The organism is Vibrio sp. 1727, assembly GCF_033344415.1.
GTDB classification, from domain to species: Bacteria; Pseudomonadota; Gammaproteobacteria; order Enterobacterales; family Vibrionaceae; genus Vibrio; species Vibrio alginolyticus.
Window position 1 is genome coordinate 95,390 of the sequence record NZ_JAWPOT010000011.1, and the last position, 19,643, is coordinate 115,032.

16 protein-coding genes are annotated in these 19,643 nt (G+C 45.4%); 5 read left to right on the top strand and 11 right to left on the bottom strand.

The window, feature by feature from the left end; translation table 11 throughout:
- Positions 1–41: 41 nt before the first annotated feature.
- The 3 genes from R8O10_RS12270 to fabB form a co-directional block, all read right to left on the bottom strand.
- Positions 42–1,055, bottom strand: a complete 1,014-nt coding sequence (locus R8O10_RS12270; RefSeq protein WP_005380562.1) for an aspartate-semialdehyde dehydrogenase — start codon at positions 1,053–1,055, stop codon at positions 42–44.
- Positions 1,052–2,185 carry a 4-phosphoerythronate dehydrogenase gene (locus R8O10_RS12275; RefSeq protein WP_005380560.1) on the bottom strand — a complete coding sequence of 378 codons (1,134 nt, stop codon included), beginning with the start codon at positions 2,183–2,185 and terminating at the stop codon, positions 1,052–1,054. Before R8O10_RS12275 ends, R8O10_RS12270 begins: the two co-directional genes overlap by 4 nt.
- 340 nt (positions 2,186–2,525) lie before the next feature.
- Positions 2,526–3,737: a beta-ketoacyl-ACP synthase I gene (gene fabB / locus R8O10_RS12280; protein WP_005380557.1), complete on the bottom strand. Its 1,212-nt coding sequence runs from the start codon at positions 3,735–3,737 to the stop codon at positions 2,526–2,528.
- 128 nt (positions 3,738–3,865) lie between these two features.
- On the opposite strand from fabB, the gene mnmC reads away from it, so the two are divergent.
- Positions 3,866–5,884, top strand: coding sequence for a bifunctional tRNA (5-methylaminomethyl-2-thiouridine)(34)-methyltransferase MnmD/FAD-dependent 5-carboxymethylaminomethyl-2-thiouridine(34) oxidoreductase MnmC (gene mnmC / locus R8O10_RS12285; protein ID WP_238970022.1), 2,019 nt, complete (start codon positions 3,866–3,868; stop codon positions 5,882–5,884).
- Between the two features lie 76 nt (positions 5,885–5,960).
- Here the strand turns inward: mnmC and R8O10_RS12290 are convergent, their stop codons facing one another.
- The 3 genes from R8O10_RS12290 to R8O10_RS12300 all read right to left on the bottom strand — a co-directional run bounded on the left by R8O10_RS12290 (position 5,961) and on the right by R8O10_RS12300 (position 7,451).
- Positions 5,961–6,485, bottom strand: coding sequence for an NADPH-dependent FMN reductase (locus R8O10_RS12290; protein WP_005380552.1), 525 nt, complete (start codon positions 6,483–6,485; stop codon positions 5,961–5,963).
- A gap of 146 nt (positions 6,486–6,631) precedes the next feature.
- Complete coding sequence (locus R8O10_RS12295) at positions 6,632–6,895, bottom strand: YfcL family protein (protein WP_005380548.1); 264 nt, start codon at positions 6,893–6,895, stop codon at positions 6,632–6,634.
- A 25-nt stretch (positions 6,896–6,920) separates the two neighbouring features.
- Complete coding sequence (locus R8O10_RS12300; RefSeq protein WP_318191439.1) at positions 6,921–7,451, bottom strand: elongation factor P hydroxylase; 531 nt, start codon at positions 7,449–7,451, stop codon at positions 6,921–6,923.
- A 332-nt stretch (positions 7,452–7,783) separates the two neighbouring features.
- Between R8O10_RS12300 and R8O10_RS12305 the strand changes: the two genes are divergently transcribed.
- Positions 7,784–8,407: a trimeric intracellular cation channel family protein gene (locus R8O10_RS12305; protein WP_005380544.1), complete on the top strand. Its 624-nt coding sequence runs from the start codon at positions 7,784–7,786 to the stop codon at positions 8,405–8,407.
- Between the two features lie 223 nt (positions 8,408–8,630).
- On the opposite strand, the gene aroC is transcribed toward R8O10_RS12305, so the two are convergent.
- Together aroC and prmB are read right to left on the bottom strand one after the other, a co-directional pair.
- Positions 8,631–9,716 (bottom strand): chorismate synthase, encoded by a 1,086-nt coding sequence (gene aroC / locus R8O10_RS12310; protein WP_033907375.1) that lies wholly within the window; start codon positions 9,714–9,716, stop codon positions 8,631–8,633.
- 180 nt (positions 9,717–9,896) lie between these two features.
- The gene (gene prmB, locus R8O10_RS12315) at positions 9,897–10,829 is read right to left on the bottom strand and encodes a 50S ribosomal protein L3 N(5)-glutamine methyltransferase (protein ID WP_005380541.1); all 933 of its coding nucleotides are present in this window, start codon (positions 10,827–10,829) and stop codon (positions 9,897–9,899) included.
- 62 nt (positions 10,830–10,891) lie between these two features.
- On the opposite strand from prmB, the gene smrB reads away from it, so the two are divergent.
- Complete coding sequence (smrB, locus tag R8O10_RS12320; RefSeq protein ID WP_005380539.1) at positions 10,892–11,422, top strand: endonuclease SmrB; 531 nt, start codon at positions 10,892–10,894, stop codon at positions 11,420–11,422.
- A gap of 96 nt (positions 11,423–11,518) precedes the next feature.
- Here smrB and sixA read toward each other — a convergent pair whose 3' ends face one another.
- The gene (gene sixA, locus R8O10_RS12325) at positions 11,519–11,983 is read right to left on the bottom strand and encodes a phosphohistidine phosphatase SixA (RefSeq protein WP_238970023.1); all 465 of its coding nucleotides are present in this window, start codon (positions 11,981–11,983) and stop codon (positions 11,519–11,521) included.
- 374 nt (positions 11,984–12,357) lie between these two features.
- Between sixA and R8O10_RS12330 the strand changes: the two genes are divergently transcribed.
- Complete coding sequence (locus R8O10_RS12330) at positions 12,358–15,135, top strand: insulinase family protein (protein WP_115386222.1); 2,778 nt, start codon at positions 12,358–12,360, stop codon at positions 15,133–15,135.
- Between the two features lie 166 nt (positions 15,136–15,301).
- Positions 15,302–15,556, top strand: a complete 255-nt coding sequence (locus R8O10_RS12335; RefSeq protein ID WP_065274741.1) for a CG2 omega domain protein — start codon at positions 15,302–15,304, stop codon at positions 15,554–15,556.
- A 62-nt stretch (positions 15,557–15,618) separates the two neighbouring features.
- Here R8O10_RS12335 and fadJ read toward each other — a convergent pair whose 3' ends face one another.
- Together fadJ and fadI are read right to left on the bottom strand one after the other, a co-directional pair.
- Positions 15,619–17,730 carry a fatty acid oxidation complex subunit alpha FadJ gene (gene fadJ / locus R8O10_RS12340; RefSeq protein ID WP_005384446.1) on the bottom strand — a complete coding sequence of 704 codons (2,112 nt, stop codon included), beginning with the start codon at positions 17,728–17,730 and terminating at the stop codon, positions 15,619–15,621.
- Positions 17,730–19,037 carry an acetyl-CoA C-acyltransferase FadI gene (fadI, locus tag R8O10_RS12345; protein WP_005384447.1) on the bottom strand — a complete coding sequence of 436 codons (1,308 nt, stop codon included), beginning with the start codon at positions 19,035–19,037 and terminating at the stop codon, positions 17,730–17,732. The genes fadJ and fadI overlap by 1 nt, the downstream gene beginning before the upstream one ends.
- Between the last annotated feature and the right edge of the window lie 606 nt (positions 19,038–19,643).

Below are 19,643 nucleotides of genomic sequence, written 5' to 3' on the forward strand. Positions count from 1 at the left end.
GCCTCGCACTGTGCGAGGCTTTGAAATGAACTGTAAGCGACTTAGTAGTAATCGCGGATCAGAACTTCTGCGATTTGCACCGCGTTAGTTGCCGCGCCTTTACGCACATTATCAGCAACAACCCACAGATTTACGCCACTATGATGGCTGATATCGTTACGGATACGGCCAACCATTACATGGTCTTTACCGCCCGCATCGCGAACTTGTGTAGGGAAGTCTTCACCGTGGAACACTTCGATACCGTCAGTTTGTTCAAGCAAGTTAACGACTTCTTGTGCATCGATAGGTGAACGAGTCTCAATGTGAAGTGCTTCTGCGTGACCGTAGAATACAGGAACACGTACACACGTTGGATTGACTGTGATTGATGGATCGTTAAAGATCTTCTGTGTTTCCCACACCATTTTCATTTCTTCTTTGGTGTAGCCGTTTTCCATCATCTGATCGATTTGTGGAATACAGTTAAACGCGATCTGTTGAGAGAATTGCTTCTTGTCTGCGGGCAGACCGTTTAGCAGCTTCGCCGTTTGACCTGCTAGCTCATCGATACCCGCTTTGCCTGCACCAGACACCGATTGGTAAGTTGATACGTTAATACGCTCAATGCCCACCGCATCGTGAATTGGTTTTAGTGCCACCAGCATTTGGATGGTTGAACAGTTCGGGTTCGCGATGATGTTACGGTTACGAAACTCTGCAATCGCTTCTGGGTTTACTTCTGGCACAACAAGAGGAATGTCGTACTCGTAACGGAAGTGTGATGTATTGTCGATAACAATCACGCCCTCATCAGCGGCAATTGGAGCCCACTTGGCTGATAGCTCACCACCAGCAGAAAACAGTGCGATATGCGCTTGAGACCAATCGAACTCTTCTACGTTTTGAACGCGTACCGTTTTACCATTGAAGCGGTAAGTCTTGCCTTCGCTGCGCTCACTCGCGAGTAGGAAGATTTCGCCTACTGGGAATTTGCGCTCTTGAAGCACATCCAAAATTGTTTCACCGACCGCACCGGTCGCACCTAAAATGGCAACATTATATTGCTGGCTCATTGACTTACCTCAATCTGAAAACCTAGTTCTGCTAATGGAGCAAGGTTACATGTTTTGTTACCCACTAGCGTGACAGCGCTGTATTCACGGCGATCCCAGTAGTTTTTACGCATCAGGTCAAAAGCGCCTGGCTTACTGATTTCACGGCGGAAAAGAGCGTCATCTCTACGCACATCATAGATTAACTGCGTGATGTTATGCAGTGTTGCTTCGTCCCAAGCTCTGTCCAATACCATAGTAGGAACAGGCGCGGTTGGCAGTAAATCGCTGGCATGCGCACGTAATTCGTTATTTAAGAACTCACAGTAGCTGTTGAAAATCATCGTTGTACCGCGAGCTTTCCCTTCCAAGCCGTAGCCTGCAACGTGAGGGGTTGCGAATGCTAGCAGAGGCAGAAGCTCCATATCAACCTCTGGTTCAAATTCAAATACGTCGAGTGCCGCTGTAAAGCCATCGTTTTTCAAAAGACGTTGCTTCAAAGCAGCGTTGTCAACGATGGGACCTCGAGCCGCGTTAATCAAAATTTGATCGCTGCGGAGACCATTTAATACCTTCTCATCAATCAAATGATGCGTTGGGTATGGGCCATCTTTGGTGATTGGCGTATGTAGTGTAATGATGTCTGAGCTTTCAATCAGTTCTGTCAGCGGAGTAAAGCTACGAGGATCACCAGCCTCTTGTTTGAATGGGTCATTGATCAGAACTTTAATACCCATGCCTTTCAAACATTTCTCTAGGTAGCTACCTACTTGGCCTGCACCAATAATACCTACCGTCTTGTCAAATACCGAGAAACCTTGTTGCTGAGCGAGCACCATCATCACGCTGAACGCGTATTCCGCCACACCCACTTTGTTACACCCTGGCGCCGCAGTGAAGAAAATGCCTTTCTCTTTTAAGAGTGCTTGGTCAACATGATCCATGCCTGCCGTGGCCGTACCAACAAACTTCAGCTTGTTTGCTTTGCTGATCAGGTCAGCATTCACTTTGGTGACTGAGCGAATCATTAGGGCATCAACATCCACTAAATCATCGGCGGTCAGTGTACGACCTGGTTTTAGAATTACGTTACCGAGTTGGCTGAATAGTTCTTCAGCATACGGCATATTTTCATCAACAATAATTTTCATAGCGCCAGCGTTCTAACATCCATTTGTAAGAGTTCGTTTATTCGCAAGATGCGAAACTAAAGCGATTGTGCCCTTTTCCCGAAAAATCTCAAGATATAACACCAATAAACCTCAAGGAGGTAACTCCTATAGAATCGATTGACGGGAAGCCTAGAGAAAAGCAGAAACAGAGAAAAGAAAAAGCCCGGCTAAATAGCCGGGCAAAGTTCCAGAACAAAAGGATCCTATCCCGCTCTCCATGGGATAGAGTCTGCGTCTGTTCGATCAGTGTGACTGATCAAGCTCTGGAAACTGGATTGTTGGCGTTTACAGTACTCTCGCAAGGCGCCAACAAATTCAGTTAACCTTGGTACTTTTTAATAACCAAAGTTGCGTTTGTGCCGCCAAAGCCAAAGCTGTTTGACATTACGGTCGTTAGCTCTGCATCACGTGCTTCTGTCACGATGTCCAGACCTTGTGCTGCTTCGTCCAAGTTTGAAATATTGATGCTTGGAGCAATGAAGTTTTTGTCTAGCATAAGTGTTGAGTAAATTGCTTCGTGCACGCCCGCTGCGCCGAGTGCGTGGCCAGTCATTGCTTTTGTTGCAGAGATTGCAGGGCTGTTCTCACCAAACAATTGTTGGATAGCACCAAGCTCTTTCACGTCACCAACGGGTGTCGATGTGCCGTGCGTGTTGATGTAATCCACACCATCAACGTCTTGCATCGCCATCTTCATACAACGAATTGCGCCTTCACCTGATGGCGCTACCATGTCGTAGCCATCTGATGTCGCACCGTAACCTACGATTTCACCGTAGATTTTCGCACCACGTGCCAGTGCGTGCTCTAGTTCTTCAATAACCAGCATGCCGCCGCCGCCCGAGATAACAAAACCGTCACGGTCTGCATCGTATGTACGAGATGCTTTGTCTGGCGTGTCATTGTATTTGGTTGACAGTGCGCCCATCGCATCAAACATCATAGTTTGAGACCAATCTAGCTCTTCGCCGCCACCAGCAAAAACAATATCTTGTTTGCCTAGTTGAATAAGCTCCATAGCATGGCCGATACAGTGTGCAGATGTTGCACATGCAGAGCTCATTGAGTAGTTCACGCCACGAATCTTAAATGGCGTAGCAAGACAAGCAGAAACAGTAGAAGACATAGTACGAGGAACCATGTAAGGACCAACTCGCTTTACGCCTTTTGCACGCATCGTGTCTGTCGCTACCGTTTGATTGTATGCAGAAGCACCGCCAGAACCTGCAACGATACCGGTACGATCGTTTGAAACCTGTTCTTCTGTAAGACCAGCGTCTGCGATTGCCTGCTCCATTGATAGGTATGCATAAGCAGCCGCATCACCCATAAAGCGCATCTGCTTACGGTCGATGTGTTCCGCCGGGTTGATTTTTAGATCACCCCATACTTGCGAACGAAGACCGTGTTCTTTGAACTGCTCAGATGCAGTGATGCCAGATTTGCCCGCTTTAAGAGACGCTAGAACTTCTTCGACGTTGTTACCGATACTTGAAACAATACCCATACCGGTGATTACGACTCGTTTCATTATGACATTCCTATAATTCAAAAATCCGCTAGATGATAACTAAGATAGTCAACAAAAGTGGTCAGCTTTCCCATAAATTCGTACAATCGCCCCATTCTTACCGCGCCAAATCACAAATTTGCACCATTATGACTTCAATAAAAAACGCAGAACTTGGTTGGAACGAAGCTGGTACTCCGGTTTCAGACCAATTTGATGATGTTTACTTCTCTAACGTAAACGGTCTTGAAGAGACACGCTACGTTTTCTTAAAACAAAATCATCTCCCAGAAAGATGGCAGGAATTTGACCAAAGACGTTTTGTCATTGGTGAAACCGGATTTGGCACGGGATTAAACTTCTTAGCAGTATGCCAGTGGTTTAGTGAGTTTCGTCGTCAGCATCCGGACGCAACATTGAAAGAGCTGCATTTTATTAGCTTTGAAAAATACCCATTAAGCAAAGCCGATTTAAAGAAGGCGCATGAAGCTTGGCCTGAGCTAGCTGAATACGCGGAAAAGTTACAAAAGCACTACCCTGCCGCTGTGCCGGAGTGTCATCGCATTGTTTTAGAAGACGGCGCAATCACACTCGACCTTTGGTTTGGTGACATTAAAGACTGCATGCCGCAAGTTCCATACAACGAACAAGGTTTGATTGATGCTTGGTTCTTAGATGGATTCGCGCCAAGCAAAAACCCAGAAATGTGGAACCAAGGCCTGTTCAACAACATGGCAAAGCTAGCCAAGCAAGATTGTACAGTTGCCACGTTTACCGCAGCAGGCTTTGTACGTCGTGGTTTGAACGAAGCTGGCTTTACAATGAAAAAGGTGAAAGGTTTCGGCACTAAGCGAGAAATGATCGCCGGCTCTATGGAGCAACGTGAAAAGCAGTCGAACCATCTCCCTTGGTTCAATCGCTCAGCATCTAGCAATCTTGATTCGATTGCCATCATTGGTGGTGGTATAGCTAGCGCGGCGTTAGCGAAAACGTTAGTTCGTCGTGGCCAAAACGTCACCCTTTACTGTAAAGACAAACAACCAGCCAAAGGAGCTTCAGGCAATCGACAAGGAGCCGTTTATCCACTGCTTAATGGCCCGCACACGGGCGTTTCGCGTGTGTTTGCTCCTGCATTTTTGTTCGCACGTCAGTTTGTTGAACAAGCAGCACAAGAGATCGATTTTGATCATGACTGGTGTGGCGTAACTCAGTTGATGTGGGATGACAAATCCACAGACAAACTGGAGAAAATGCTTGCGGGTAACTTCACTCCAGAGCTCATTCAAAAGCTGTCCGCCGAGGAAACTGCGAACACTATCGGGTTACCTATTGATATGGCGTCTGTGCACTACCCAATGGGAGGGTGGCTGTGCCCTGCCGAGTTAACTCGCGGGTTAATTAAACAATTGGAGAAGACGTCGTTACTCTCAACGAAGTTTGAACATCTTGTTGAGGCATTAGATTGGGATGAAAAACGTCAGCTCTGGCTACTAACGGCGAGTGGTCAAACATTTGAGCACTCAACGGTTGTAATTGCGAACGGCCATGAGTTCCAGACATTGAGTCAAACCGCTTCCCTACCAATGGGACAAGTGAAAGGACAAGTCAGTCATGCGCCAGCAACCGAAACGCTGAGTCAGCTGAGAACGGTGTTGTGTTACGACGGTTACATGACACCTGTTAACCCAAGTAATCAACACTTGTGTATCGGTGCAAGCTACGACCGCAGTCACCTTGACTACGAATTTGATGAAAACGCCCAAAAAGATAATGCGGAAAAGCTAGTGAAATGTGTACCGAATCAAACATGGGCAAAAGAGGTAGATATCACTGGTAATCAATCTCGCCAAGGTATTCGTTGTGTTAGCCGAGATCACTTACCATTTGTCGGAAATGTGGGTGACTTTGAGACGATCAAAACGCAATACGCCAACTTACAAAATCAAAAAGAAGAAGAGGTAGAAACCATTCATCAGTACCCTAACCTATTCTGCTTCTTAGGTTTAGGATCTCGTGGACTGAGCTCTGCACCATTATTAGCTGAAGTGTTGGCCTCCCAGATCTGTGGGGACCCGCTGCCATTACCTGTTGATGTATTGACCGAACTTCACCCAAGTCGAATGTGGGTTCGTAAACTAAGAAAAGGCAAAGCCATTACCGAGCTGTAAGAGTATTCTCTCGTTTTAATTCCCGACACAGATACGTGTCGGGAATCGCTAACTCATTAAGTCGCTCGTACTGAGATTACTTCAGCAGTGCAACTGCCTGTTTCACTTGCTCTGCCACTTCTGGGTTTACAACCTTACCCGATTCCACGTCAAAATTTTCGTAGAAGCTCGGCACAGATAACGATGCCTTTACATCCGCGCCAAAAAATTGAGCAGAACCTGTCGCCGCCGCAAGAACACTTTGTGCACCACCGGGACCTGGGGAAGTTGCTAAATAAACGACAGGTTTGTTTTGAAATACATTACGCTCAATGCGCGTCGCCCAATCGAACAAGTTTTTATAGGCCGCTGGGTACGAACCGTTATGCTCTGCGAAGGAAACAACGAGAGCGTCAGCCTCCGCCAAGTCACGTAAAAACGCGACAGCCCCTTCAGCTTGACCAATTTCTTTCTCTTTGTCCTCGCTAAACATTGGCGCTTGATAATCGTTTAAGTCTAGAACATTCACTTGAGCGCCTTCGACTTGATTTGCTGCGTATGTAGCAAGTAGTTTGTTGATTGAGGTAGAGCTGGTAGATGCACCAAATGCGACAATTTTCATGGTTGTAATCCTTTGTTCACGTTTTATGCTGATCAGAATAAAAGTTGAACTGTTTCGCTACAACCACAAAAATTTTATGGAGAGGTTCGAATTTTTCGAAGTAGTAAATGACTAGGATTAAATAAAGGGAGAACGCTGCTTAGGGATTAAGCCTGAGCCTGGAGCTCTTGCCACAAATCACTGACAATCACGCGATCGGCCGGGCTTAACTCGGTACGCGCATCTTCTAAGCTGCTCTCAATGCGTGACTTCAGCTCAGTAATATCGCTAATCCCTTCTTCTTCACAAGACGCCGCGGATAAAGAGATGTGACCACGTAAATAACCACCAGCAAACAATTCATCGTCAGATGCTGTTTCAATTCGAGCATCAATCAGTTCCAGTAGTTTTTCTTCAAATTCAATAATCATGGTGTATCTCTGAGGTTATTAGTGGTTATTTAACGCAAAAGTCCGACGCTTCCAGTGGCTTAGTTTGATAAAATGCGCGCAGGGCATCAGAAAGCATTTTCACTCGCAAAGGCAAGCCAACGTCCAAAATACCCAGCACTTCTTTATGCACTTTTTTCATAAAGCCGAGCCTATCTGGTTCAAAATCGCCGTGTAGATTGTCACAACTCACCGTAAAAGGGAAGCCAGCGCTTTGTGCCAGAATCCATTCATAAGCTTGAGGTCGCACTTCAACTTTCTCAAACTCCGCTTGAACTTCTGCTGTTCGCCCATCGGGTTCATACCAATAACCAAAATCTTCCAGCAAACGACGCTCTGGACCAGCCACACACCAATGCGAGATCTCGTGTAAAGCAGAGGCGTAAAAACCCCGAGCAAAAATAATCCGATGATGAGGGTGTTCATCATCAGCAGGAAGATAAATAGGCGCATCACCACCTAACTCTAATTTCGTATTAAATTGTTCTAAAAAGGTGTCATTAAAAATGGTGATTAAGTCTTGGTATTCGTGGGTCATCGTCGAGTTTGTACTTCAGTTTGACATGCGCTGCATATTGTCGCTGTTTTTAGTTATGAGGTAAAGGCAGCCCCACATTTTTGGTTATTAGTTGAATTTATCTGAAGGTCGCTTTCTCCATACAATTTCTCATTCGTCAGCGTACTTATTTACCACTACACTCTCGCCTTATTTTGATGCCGTTCAAACCGCTATTTTGAAGCCGTTTGATTACAAGCATGTTGCTGGTTTTAATCACTTTTTAAGAGAGATAGAACCGTTTGTAAGTGTTGTTACTTCGCCTACGCTGATTCTCGTAGAACGTAGTGACTTTTTACGTTGAGTGTTTCCCTATGTTGCTAAGTGTGTTGTATATCATTGGTATCACGGCTGAAGCCATGACAGGTGCGTTAAGTGCTGGTAGAAGAAAGATGGACTGGTTTGGTGTTATGTTGGTGGCCAGCGCAACGGCCATTGGTGGTGGCACCGTACGTGACATTCTATTAGGCCACTACCCTCTTGGTTGGGTAAAAAACCCAGAGTTCCTTGCAATTACGTGTGTTGCAGGTGTGCTAACAACAGGTTTAGCGAAATGGGTGATTAAGCTGAAAGGTCTGTTCATTCGCCTCGATGCATTAGGTTTAATCGTGTTTAGTATCATCGGAACAAAAATTGCGATGGGCATGGGCTTGCACCCTGGTATTTGTATGGTTTCAGCGTTAGTAACTGGTGTATTCGGTGGGCTACTTCGTGACTTAATCTGTCGCCAAACACCATTGGTACTGCATGAAGAGCTTTACGCTTCTGTCGCTCTTATCGCATCAGGAATGTACTTAGCGCTATTAGAATTCAATGTTCCCGATGTCACTGCCACTATTATTACACTGGTTACTGGTTACATGTTGCGTATGGCTGCGGTACGCTTTAAGTGGCGTCTGCCTTCTTTCCATTTGGAAACCGAAGGCTCGATTCATTAAGCAAAAACTACTTAAACAAAAAAGGTTGCCTGATAAAATTGTGCCACCCGCGATTCAGTGAGTGGCATAATTTTATATTCAGTCATCCTGAACAGCGACGAAGGAGCATGATTCAGGATCTATTATCCGAGCGCTCTGTTGTCAGAGATGTTTCTTTCTCTTTTCATCGCGCTGAAATTAGATTCCTAGTCTCGCTATAGCTCGCTGGAATGACACAAAGCTCTTAAATCTTCGGTGTTTCAGTTGTTACGCCATGGTTTTGACCACGGTGGCGTAGTAAATGATCCATCACCACAATTGCCAGCATCGCTTCTGCGATAGGCACAGCACGAATACCCACACATGGGTCATGACGACCTTTGGTAATCAACTGAGTTGGTTCACCTTCTTTTGTGATGGTCTCACCCGGCACAGTGATACTTGATGTTGGCTTAAGCGCAATGTTTGCGACAATGTCTTGACCAGTCGAGATACCACCAAGAATGCCACCCGCATGATTACTACCAAAACCTTCAGGAGCAAGCGTATCACGGTGCTGACTGCCTTTTTGGTTTACCACCTCGAAACCGTCTCCGATTTCTACGCCTTTCACCGCGTTGATGCTCATTAGTGCGTGCGCGATGTCTGCATCCAGACGGTCAAATACGGGTTCCCCGAGACCAACAGGCACGTTAGTTGCCACAACCTGGATTTTTGCGCCAATAGAGTCGCCTTCTTTTTTCAGGTCACGGATAAGTTGGTCAAATGCTTCTACTTTGTCAGCATCAGGGCAGAAGAATGCATTGTTCTCGATTTCGCTCCAATCTACCTTGTCGATAGATACATCACCCATTTGTGACAAGTAAGCACGAATCTCAACACCAAACTCATCTTTTAAGTATTTCTTCGCGATTGCACCAGCCGCCACACGCATTGCGGTTTCACGAGCTGAAGAACGGCCGCCACCGCGATAGTCGCGGATGCCATATTTTTGGTGGTAAGTGTAATCAGCATGACCCGGTCTGAACTTATCTTTGATGTCAGAGTAGTCTTTTGAGCGCTGATCGGTGTTTTCAATTAGCAAACCGATCGATGTGCCCGTGGTTTTGCCTTCAAAAACGCCAGAAAGAATTTTAACTTCATCCGGTTCACGACGTTGTGTGGTGTAACGTGATGTGCCTGGACGACGGCGGTCGAGATCGATTTGTAGATCTGCTTCTGTAATTTCCAACCCCGGAGGACATCCGTCTACGATACATCCCAGTGCGATACCGTGACTTTCCCCGAATGTCGTCACTCGGAAATGTTGTCCGATACTGTTTCCTGCCATTACTTCCTCAAGTTTTTATCGCCACGCTCTCTCAAAACAGAGCATAGCTGCTTTCCAATTCTTCGTGGATTCATAGTGGCTTTATTACGTTTTGATGTAAAGAGTTAATATCGGCTAGGTATGCATAAAAAAAACACCGAGCATAAAGCTCGGTGTTTTGATGTTTAGTGCAAGACTCTATTAGTCTTTGTACAGTTTAAACTCTTCTGCACACTCAACCAGCTGGTCACGCGTTAGCATAAATACGCCATGACCGCCGTTCTCGAACTCAATCCAAGTAAATGGAATCTCTGGGTACTGTTCCATCATATGAATCATTGAGTTGCCGACTTCACAAATAAGAATGCCGTTATCTGTTAGATAATCTGGCGCGTTAGCAAGAATACGACGCACAAGTTTTAGACCATCCGTACCCGCAGCTAAACCAAGCTCAGGCTCATGCGTGAACTCATCTGGCAGGCTGTTCATGTCTTCTTCATCCACATATGGTGGGTTGGACACGATTAGATTGTATTTCTCTTTTGGAAGATCACGGAACAAATCAGAGCGAATTGGGAACACTTGCTGCTCCATACCGTGATCTTGTACGTTTTGCTCAGCCACTTGTAGAGCATCTGTAGAGATGTCGATCGCATCCACTTCTGCTTCAGGGAAAGCGTGCGCACAAGCAATCGCGATACAACCAGAACCCGTACATAGGTCCATGATGCGCGTAGGCTCTTCCACCAACCAAGGTTGGAATTCCGCTTGAATCAATTCGCCGATAGGAGAACGTGGTACAAGTACACGCTCATCAACGAAGAACTCAAGACCGCAGAACCATGCTTTGTTTGTTAGGTATGCTGTTGGCGTACGCTCGTTGATGCGTTTTACTACGCGCTCAACAATACGCAGACGCTCGCTTGTCGTTAGGCGAGAGTTCAATACGTGCGGAGGCACATCAATCGGCAAGTATAAGGTTGGCAGGATAAGCTGAACTGCTTCATCCCACGCATTATCAGTACCATGACCGTAAAACAGGTTCGCTGCATTAAAGCGGCTTACCGTCCAACGAATCATATCTTGAAGGGTATGCAGCTCCGATACCGCTTCTTCTACAAAAATCTTATCCAAAATTGCCTCCGAAAAGCGCTACAATACTGCCAATAAAGTTTATTAATGAAATTGTTTACCTAATGAGCAAAAAAGACACCGAGAACGATGACGATTTCGCCTTGTTTCAGGAAGCAGTACAGGGCGTAAAAAAGTTGCGACAGGATACCATAATCCAGCAACCAAAAAAAAATACTAAGCAAAAAGAAATCAAGCGCTCCAACCGTGAAGCGAGTGACTCTGAATTTTACTTTTCAGACGAGTTTGTCCCTCTATTAAACGATGAAGGTCCAACTCGTTATGCACGTGACGACGTCTCCACTTATGAAGTCAAACGTCTACGTCGTGGCGTGTATGTACCGGACGTGTTCCTCGATATGCACGGCATGACACAGCAAGAAGCAAAACGCGAGCTTGGTGCGATGATAGCCTATTGCATCAAAAACGAGATTCATTGTGCGTGTGTGCAACATGGTATTGGGAAACACATCCTGAAACAGAAAGCCCCACTTTGGTTAGCACAGCATCCTGACGTAATGGCTTTTCACCAAGCGCCACTAGAATTTGGTGGTGATGGTGCGTTGTTAGTGTTGCTTTCAATTCCTGAAAAGTAACAGGCTTACCGTAGACACGATGAAACGAAAAGGCAGGGATATCCTGCCTTTCTTATTCGGTCTCTAATTTGCAAACGCTTATTTTGGTTTAGACACTTATGGCGTAATATGCCATAGCACTTCACCATTTTGTGTTTGTAAATCATATTCAATGCACACTAGGCCTGATGTAGGAAACATCGGAGGTGTCATTTCTTTTACAAACTCTGAAGTCAGATAACCGACCAAAGGCAAATGCGATACGAACAAAAGCGAGTCCAATTGTTCGACTTCGATTAACGCACTTGCGAAATCGAAGACATGCTCGGACTGGCCATAAGGTGTAATATCTTCACAAGTTTCAATGCTTTTTGCAGAGAAATACGCACTGATCTCTTGCCAAGTTTGTTGAGCTCTAATGTACGGACTCACCAACACTTTATCGAATTGCGCAAAACCCTGTTCTTTACAGGCTCTAGCAACCGCTTCTGATTCGACTCTGCCTCTTGGGGTCAATTGTCGTGCTGCGTCTGAATCTGCAAAATGCTCGGCTTCACCGTGACGCATGATGAATATTTTCATGTTATTTCCTAGGGATAGCTAACGCTACCAAAAGGTTGACTGCTATCTTTATTAGATAGACGGGGCTAACTTTAACAATGACGAAACAAAAATACTGATATAATTATCTGTTAATTATACCAATTCGCTTGTTAAAGATAGCGACTTTCTTAACAATCTATTAAAAGAATGTACTCAGTTCATCACACTATTTAACTGTGCAATGAGTTCAGAGCATTCACTCAAACAGTTCTTCCCCATACGCAAACGCGATGGGCCTGTGCAGAAGTCTACGAATAACAAAAATACGGCAAGCAGTATTTGTCGAAACGCAAACTTTGCGCCCCCCGCGAGGGGAGCCTAAATTACTGTAATGCGAAATCTGGAGACGCATCGTGCATCTAAGTCCTAACGATTCAAATCAATACCGCTACATTACCTTGAGCAATGATCTGCGTGTACTGCTGATTCATTCCGATACAGCTCAACAGTCGGCAGCTGCTCTGGCAGTGAACGTTGGACACTTCGACGACCCAAACGATCGCCAAGGTCTGGCACACTATTTAGAACACATGCTTTTTTTGGGTACGGAAAAATACCCTAAAGTGGGCGAGTTTCAAAGCTATATTAGCCAACACGGTGGAACAAACAACGCTTGGACTGGTACAGAGCACACTTGTTTCTTTTTCAATATTGCTCCAAATGCCTTTGAAAGTGCCTTAGATCGATTTAGCCAATTCTTTACCGCACCTTTGTTTAACGAAGAAGCATTAGACAAAGAACGCCAGGCTGTCGACTCCGAATACAAGCTCAAACTCAATGATGATTCTCGTCGCCTGTATCAAGTTAACAAAGAAGTCATCAATCCAGAGCACCCGTTTTCAAAATTCTCTGTCGGAAACTTAGATACTCTTGGCGACCGAGATGGTAAATCCATCCGCGACGAAATTGTGGAGTTTCACCACTCTCAGTATTCCGCCGATTTGATGACACTGACTCTATTTGGGCCACAGTCGCTCGATGAACAGCAAGCTTGGGTAGAAACCATGTTTGCCGACATCCCAAATCACCACCTTCGTGGAAAATCGATTGATGTACCGATAGGCACTGAGGAAAGCACGGGCATTTTGGTTCAAGTCGAGCCGCTCAAAGAGTTCCGTAAACTGATTCTCACATTCCCCATGCCGGGAATGGATGCGCATTATAGCGTGAAGCCACTCTCCTACTTTGCTCACCTGTTGGGTTATGAAGGAGAAGGCAGTTTGATGCTTCAACTCAAAGAAAAAGGCTGGATTACCTCTCTCTCAGCGGGCGGCGGCGCGAGTGGCAGTAACTACCGAGACTTTACCGTAAGCTGCACCCTGACGCCAAACGGCTTAGATCATGTTGATGATATCGTTCAAGCAGTTTTTCAATACCTCTCGATGATCAAACAAGACGGGTTAGATGAATGGCGCTATCTCGAAAAACAAGCGGTATTAGAATCGGCTTTCCGCTTCCAAGAGCCATCGCGCCCAATGGATCTCGTCAGCCATCTGGTGATCAACATGCAGCACTATCAACCGGAAGACACGGTTTATGGTGACTACAAAATGGCGGGCTACGATGAGGAGTTACAGCGTTCATTGCTGCGATACTTAACCATCGATAATGTACGCGTCACTTTGATTGCTAAAGGCCTGGAATACAACCGTACTGCCGAATGGTACTTTACCCCGTACTCCGTCACACCTTTTAGTGAAGGCCAACGTCGTTTCTATCAACAAATCGACCCAAGCTGGCAATTCGTCTTACCGAAAAAGAACCCTTATATTTGCTACGACCTCGACCCCATGCCACTCGAAAATGGTGATTCGCTGCCAGAGTTGATTGAGGATCTCGAAGGGTTTCGGCTGTGGCATTTGCAAGATGACGAATTTCGCGTGCCTAAAGGTGTCGTTTATGTCGCTATCGACAGCTCTCATGCCGTTGCATCACCAAAGAACATCGTCAAAACGCGCTTATGTGTAGAGATGTTCCTCGATTCGCTAGCAAAAGAAACCTATCAAGCAGAAATCGCAGGGATGGGTTACAATATGTACGCTCACCAAGGTGGCGTGACCTTAACCCTCTCAGGGTTCAGTCAAAAGCTGCCTCAGTTGCTAGAAATGATTCTGCACCGTTTTGCTTCTCGAGATTTCAGCCCAGCTCGCTTTGAAACCATCAAACAACAACTGTTACGAAACTGGAGAAATGCTTCACAAGATCGCCCTATTTCGCAGCTGTTTAACGCACTTACTGGGTTACTTCAACCCAATAACCCGCCTTTCGCAACCTTAGTCGAAGCGCTAGAAGAAATCGAAGTCGATGAACTCTCGGTATTCGTAGAATCCATTCTTGCAGAACTGCACGTTGAAATGTTTGTTTACGGAGACTGGCAACGCCAGCAAGCCCATGACATGGCAACGACCTTAAAGGATGCTCTAAGAGTTAACGAGCAACGTTATGAAGAGGCACTTCGTCCGCTCATTATGCTAGGTAAAAATGGCAGTTTTCAACGTGAGGTGCATTGTAATCAGCAAGATTCCGCAGTCGTTATTTACCACCAGTGCGAGGATATTGAGCCTCGCAGTATCGCGCTATACTCATTGGCCAATCACCTTATGTCGGCAACGTTTTTCCACGAAATCCGTACCAAGCAGCAATTAGGTTACATGGTAGGCACTGGCAATATGCCGCTAAATCGTCACCCTGGTATTGTACTGTATGTGCAGTCACCTAATGCAGCACCTGCCGAGCTGGTTACCTCAATCGATGAGTTTTTAAATGCCTTTTATATGGTGTTGTTAGAGTTAAACGATTACCAATGGCACAGCAGTAAGCGCGGCTTGTGGAACCAAATAGCAACGCCGGACACCACACTTCGAGGACGAGCTCAACGTCTTTGGGTTGCAATAGGAAACAAAGACACTGAGTTTAACCAACGTGACAAGGTACTTGCGGAGTTGAAGAAGCTGACGCGCGCAGACATGATTCGCTTCGTTGTGAACGAATTGAAACCTCGTACTGCAAATCGTTTGATCATGCACTCTCAAGGTCAAGCGCATTCGGAGGCTCCGCGCATCCATCTAGGACAAGAAATAGGATCGATTGAAGAGTTCCAACTTCGGCCAAAAGATTGCGGCTTGGGGTGATCTAGTTGCGCAGAAATAAAATTGTCGATTACTAGAATGTACCTACAAACCCATGAGGTTGTCGGTCTCATAGATTGAATCGGCACCATAATTGGCAGAAAATTGAAATTACGCCATTGCGGCTTATCTCTAATTACCGCACTAAAAATAACTTAATGAGGTAATCATGAAAAAAGCACTTTTACTTGTGGCTCTTATACTGCCATTGGCATCTGCTTACGCTGAAATCTCAGTCAAAGGCGATGGCTTCGAATTAAGTGACGACTGTGTGCGCCTTAGCGGAGACAATGTATCCATCAAATCAGATGATTGCTCTTCAAAGCAGTGGAATGATAAAGACAAAAAAGGTAACAGCAGCGTTCACGGGGACGACAACCCAGGTAAAGGCCACAATAAAGATAAGAAAGACAAGAAGAAGTAACCATTTCTTCTTTATGAAAAAGGCTTGCCACTGGCAAGCCTTTTTCTCTACCGAAGCAACGTTTAATAGAACGTTGTCCCTTCACCAGCTCGAGTAAGCAAACCATCACATGGCGCGTAACGATCGCCATACTTCGATGCAAACTCATTCATTTTCTCTACGAGCTCTTTAATGCCAAATTGGTCCATGTAACGGAACGGACCACCCAAGAACGGTGGGAAACCAATACCAAATATCGCGCCAATATCACCGTCACGTGGCGAGCGAATGATGCCATCATCCAAACAACGTACCGCTTCATTCAGCATTGGCAGCACACAGCGCAACGCAATATCGTTATCGCTTAGCTTAGATTCAGGGTCGAGCTTAAGCAGTTTGTAAACCGATTTGTCGACATCTTTCTTCTTGCCCTTGTAAGTGTAAAACCCCTTACCACTCTTGCGTCCTTTACGTCCATCATTTAACAAGATATCAAACACATCCGGCCCTTTGAATCGGTCACCTAACTCATTAACCAGGATCGGCATAATTTTCGCGCCAATGTCGACACCAACTTCATCCAACAAGGTAATCGGGCCAACAGGGAAACCAAAATCAAGCAACGCCGTATCAATCTTTTCGATCGGTTCGTTAGCCAACAAAATATGCGCCGCTTCGTTCATGTATGGAGCAAGAATGCGGTTCACGTAAAAGCCCGCTTTGTCTTTCACTACGATCGGGGTTTTACCTTGCTTCTTAGCAAGTGCAACAACTGTTGAAACGGTTTCATCTGACGTCGTTTCATGCGGAATCACTTCCACCAACGGCATTTTTTCTACCGGGCTGAAGTAATGCAAACCCACTACGTTTTCTGGACGCTCCGCTTTTTCTGCAATTTTGTGGATAGGCAACGAAGAAGTATTGGTCGCAAAGATAGTTTCTGTCTTAGCGTTTGCTTCAATGTCCGCCACCATTTTTTGCTTAAGATCTAAGTCTTCAAAAACGGCTTCAATTACGACATCAATATGATTAAAACTGGTAAAATCGACACCACCAGACAGTTGCAGCATTTTCGCTTGCAGATCGGCCTTGGATAGAATGCGACGTTTGCGCTGTTTCTCAAATAACTTGTAGTTGTAGTTGAGCGCATTTAAAACGCCATCGTTGCTAACGTCTTTGATGCGAACAGGTACTTTTGCTTTTGCAACAGACACATGGCTGATTCCGGCGCCCATCAGACCACCACCAAGCACACCAACTTTATGAACTGGTGCTGGTTTCGCATCCGTGCCATTTTCTTTCTTCATTTCTGTTGTGGCAAAGAAGATCGAACGGAGCGCTTTTGACTCTGAGCTCATCACAAGCTCACCAAAGCGCTTCGCTTCAAGTTCTTGGCCTTTAGCGAAGCCTTTCTCTAAGCCATGTTGAATAACTTCTAGAATTGCAACCGTTGCTGGATAGTTACCGCGAGTTTTTTGATTCGTTTTCTTCGCAGCTTGCTCAAATACAAACTTGCGCCCTAGCCCGCTACCAGACATCACCTTTTCTTTCGTCGATAGCTTTTTCGTGCCCTTGTTTTTACCTTTGTCGATAAACTGTTTTGCTACGTCGAGCAAAATGGTGTCAGGCACACAGGCGTCCACAACGCCCAATTTTTTAGCTTTCTTCGCACGAAGTTGTTTACCCGTCAGGATCAAGTCCAACGACGGTAACAGGCCAATCAAACGTGGCAGACGCTGAGTACCACCAGAACCTGGCAATAAACCAAGTTGTACTTCTGGCAGACCTAAACGCGTTTTGTCAGAATCCGTACAAACACGATAATCACATGCAAGAGCCAGTTCTAAACCACCGCCCAAACATGGGCCATGAATAGCCGCAACGACAGGATAAGGTAAGTCCGATAGCTGCTGGAACAACTCCTGACCTTGCCTTGCTAAGGCTTCCGCTTCACTTGCTGTGGTGCATGCTTCTAGCATTCGAACATCAGCACCCGCAACAAAATTGTCCGGTTTTAGGGAGTGGATGATCATCCCTTTAATACCACTGGAGTCTTTTAGCTGAGCAAAAATTTCTTTCATTTCGTCAGCAAAAGCCGCCTGCAGCGTATTCATTTTTTCATTAGGAACATCGATGGCTAACCAAGCAATATTTTGCTCATCAACCTTTAGACTAAATGCTTTTTGCTCGCTCATTACTCAACCTCCAGAATCATTGCCGCACCAAGACCACCAGCAGCACATGCGGTATTCAATGCAATACCACCGCCACGGCGTTTTAGCTCTCGTAGGGTTTGCGTCATCATACGCGCACCAGTCGCAGCAAATGGGTGACCATAAGCAATTGATCCGCCAAGCACGTTGAACTTATCCATGTCAATTTCACCAATCGCTTTTGAGCGACCAAGGTTTTCTTGAGCAAACTTATCGGAAGCAAACATCTTCACATTCGCCAATGCTTGAGCAGCAAAGGCCTCGTGCATGTCGATCAACGTCAGGTCTGACAGTTCCAAGCCTGTATTTTCAAGCACTTTCGCTGTGGCATAAGTCGGCCCCATCAGCATGTCCTTTTCCACGCCGATAGCAGAGAATGCATAACCTCGGATGTAACCAAGAATCTCCATTCCGAGCTCTTTCGCTTTACCTTCTCGCATCAACATCACTGCCGCACCACCATCAGTCAACGGCGTACTGTTCGCAGCCGTAACACTGCCATACTGACGATCAAACGCAGGTCGCAATTTCGCGTATCCCTCAACCGTTGAGTCATGACGGATATTGTTGTCTTCCGAAATCCACTTTTTGTATGGCTCAGGGAAAGCCGTCATCACTTCATCTTGGATTTTTCCTTCTTTCCAAGCTTGAGAAGCCAGCGTATGAGAACGATGTGCAAGCGCATCCTGTTCTGCGCGAGAAATACCATGTGTTTTAGCCATTTGCTCTGCAGTTTGTCCCATGGATAAACCCGTAGAGTACTCTGCTACTGCTGGTGGCACTGGCATCAGGTCTTTAAAGCTCAAGTTTTTGAGGATACTAAGCTTCTGACCCATTGTTTTTGTCTTACTAAGAGCAAGCAGATTAGCGGCCAGTTTCTTTGATACGCCAATAGGTAGGACGGATGAAGAGTCTGCACCGCCAGCAATACCAATATCGATGGTTCCCGCCATGATGCTTTCTGCGACATTAACCGCCGCTTGAAAACTCGTCGCACACGCTCGAGTCACACTGTAAGCATCAGTATGGATGTTCATACCGGTGCCTAACACGATTTCTCGTGCGATGTTTGGCGCTTCAGGCATTTGTACTACTTGTCCAAATACCACTTGTTCGATTAGCTTCGGATCAATATCTGTTCGAGCAAGCATTTCGCTTACTACCATTTTCCCTAAATCGACCGCTGGCACTTGGCTAAATTCCGTGCTTTGACGAGCAAAGGGAGTTCGAAGCCCCGCGACAATAGCGACACGCTCACCATTGCGTGTTTTTACTTCCTGCTTGCCCATTGTTTCTCCTTAAATACAAGAGGTCTGACCTGATGCATTGTAATGAATTTGTTAAATTTATCAAACGTGCGTTTAAATAAACGTGAAGCAAGTAGTTCAATTACTCTACTTCTTTGATTCTTATGCGATTACTAATGGTTAACTATAGAGAGTTAAAACGGTAAGAGGTATACGGAAAGTAAAATCGAAGCAAAAAAAAACCACACATAACTGTGTGGTCGGAATATCTATAAAACAATTAACTTACGCCAATTGAAAAGTAATCAGTTTCCTGATTAGGAGAAAGTAAAGTCAGCCTTCAAAAGGAAGTGTCATCTTGCTCAACATGTTAGTCGCAATGACTAACGAGATGACAAGGTGTACTATAACCCCTTCACTGCTTGATATTTTGAAATAGATCAATTTTATAGTGATTTTACGAGTTTTAAGCTCACCTAGAGCGATTATTGATTCAAAATAATTCAAGAATCCACCATCAGAAGTCCCTTTTAATGCTCCATCGAGTGAACTTATCCAAGCCATTGATTACTAATGATGATATTGTTAACAATATATATCAATTCGTGTTCGATGATATCTGACATTTGCGTATACACTTTTAGGTAA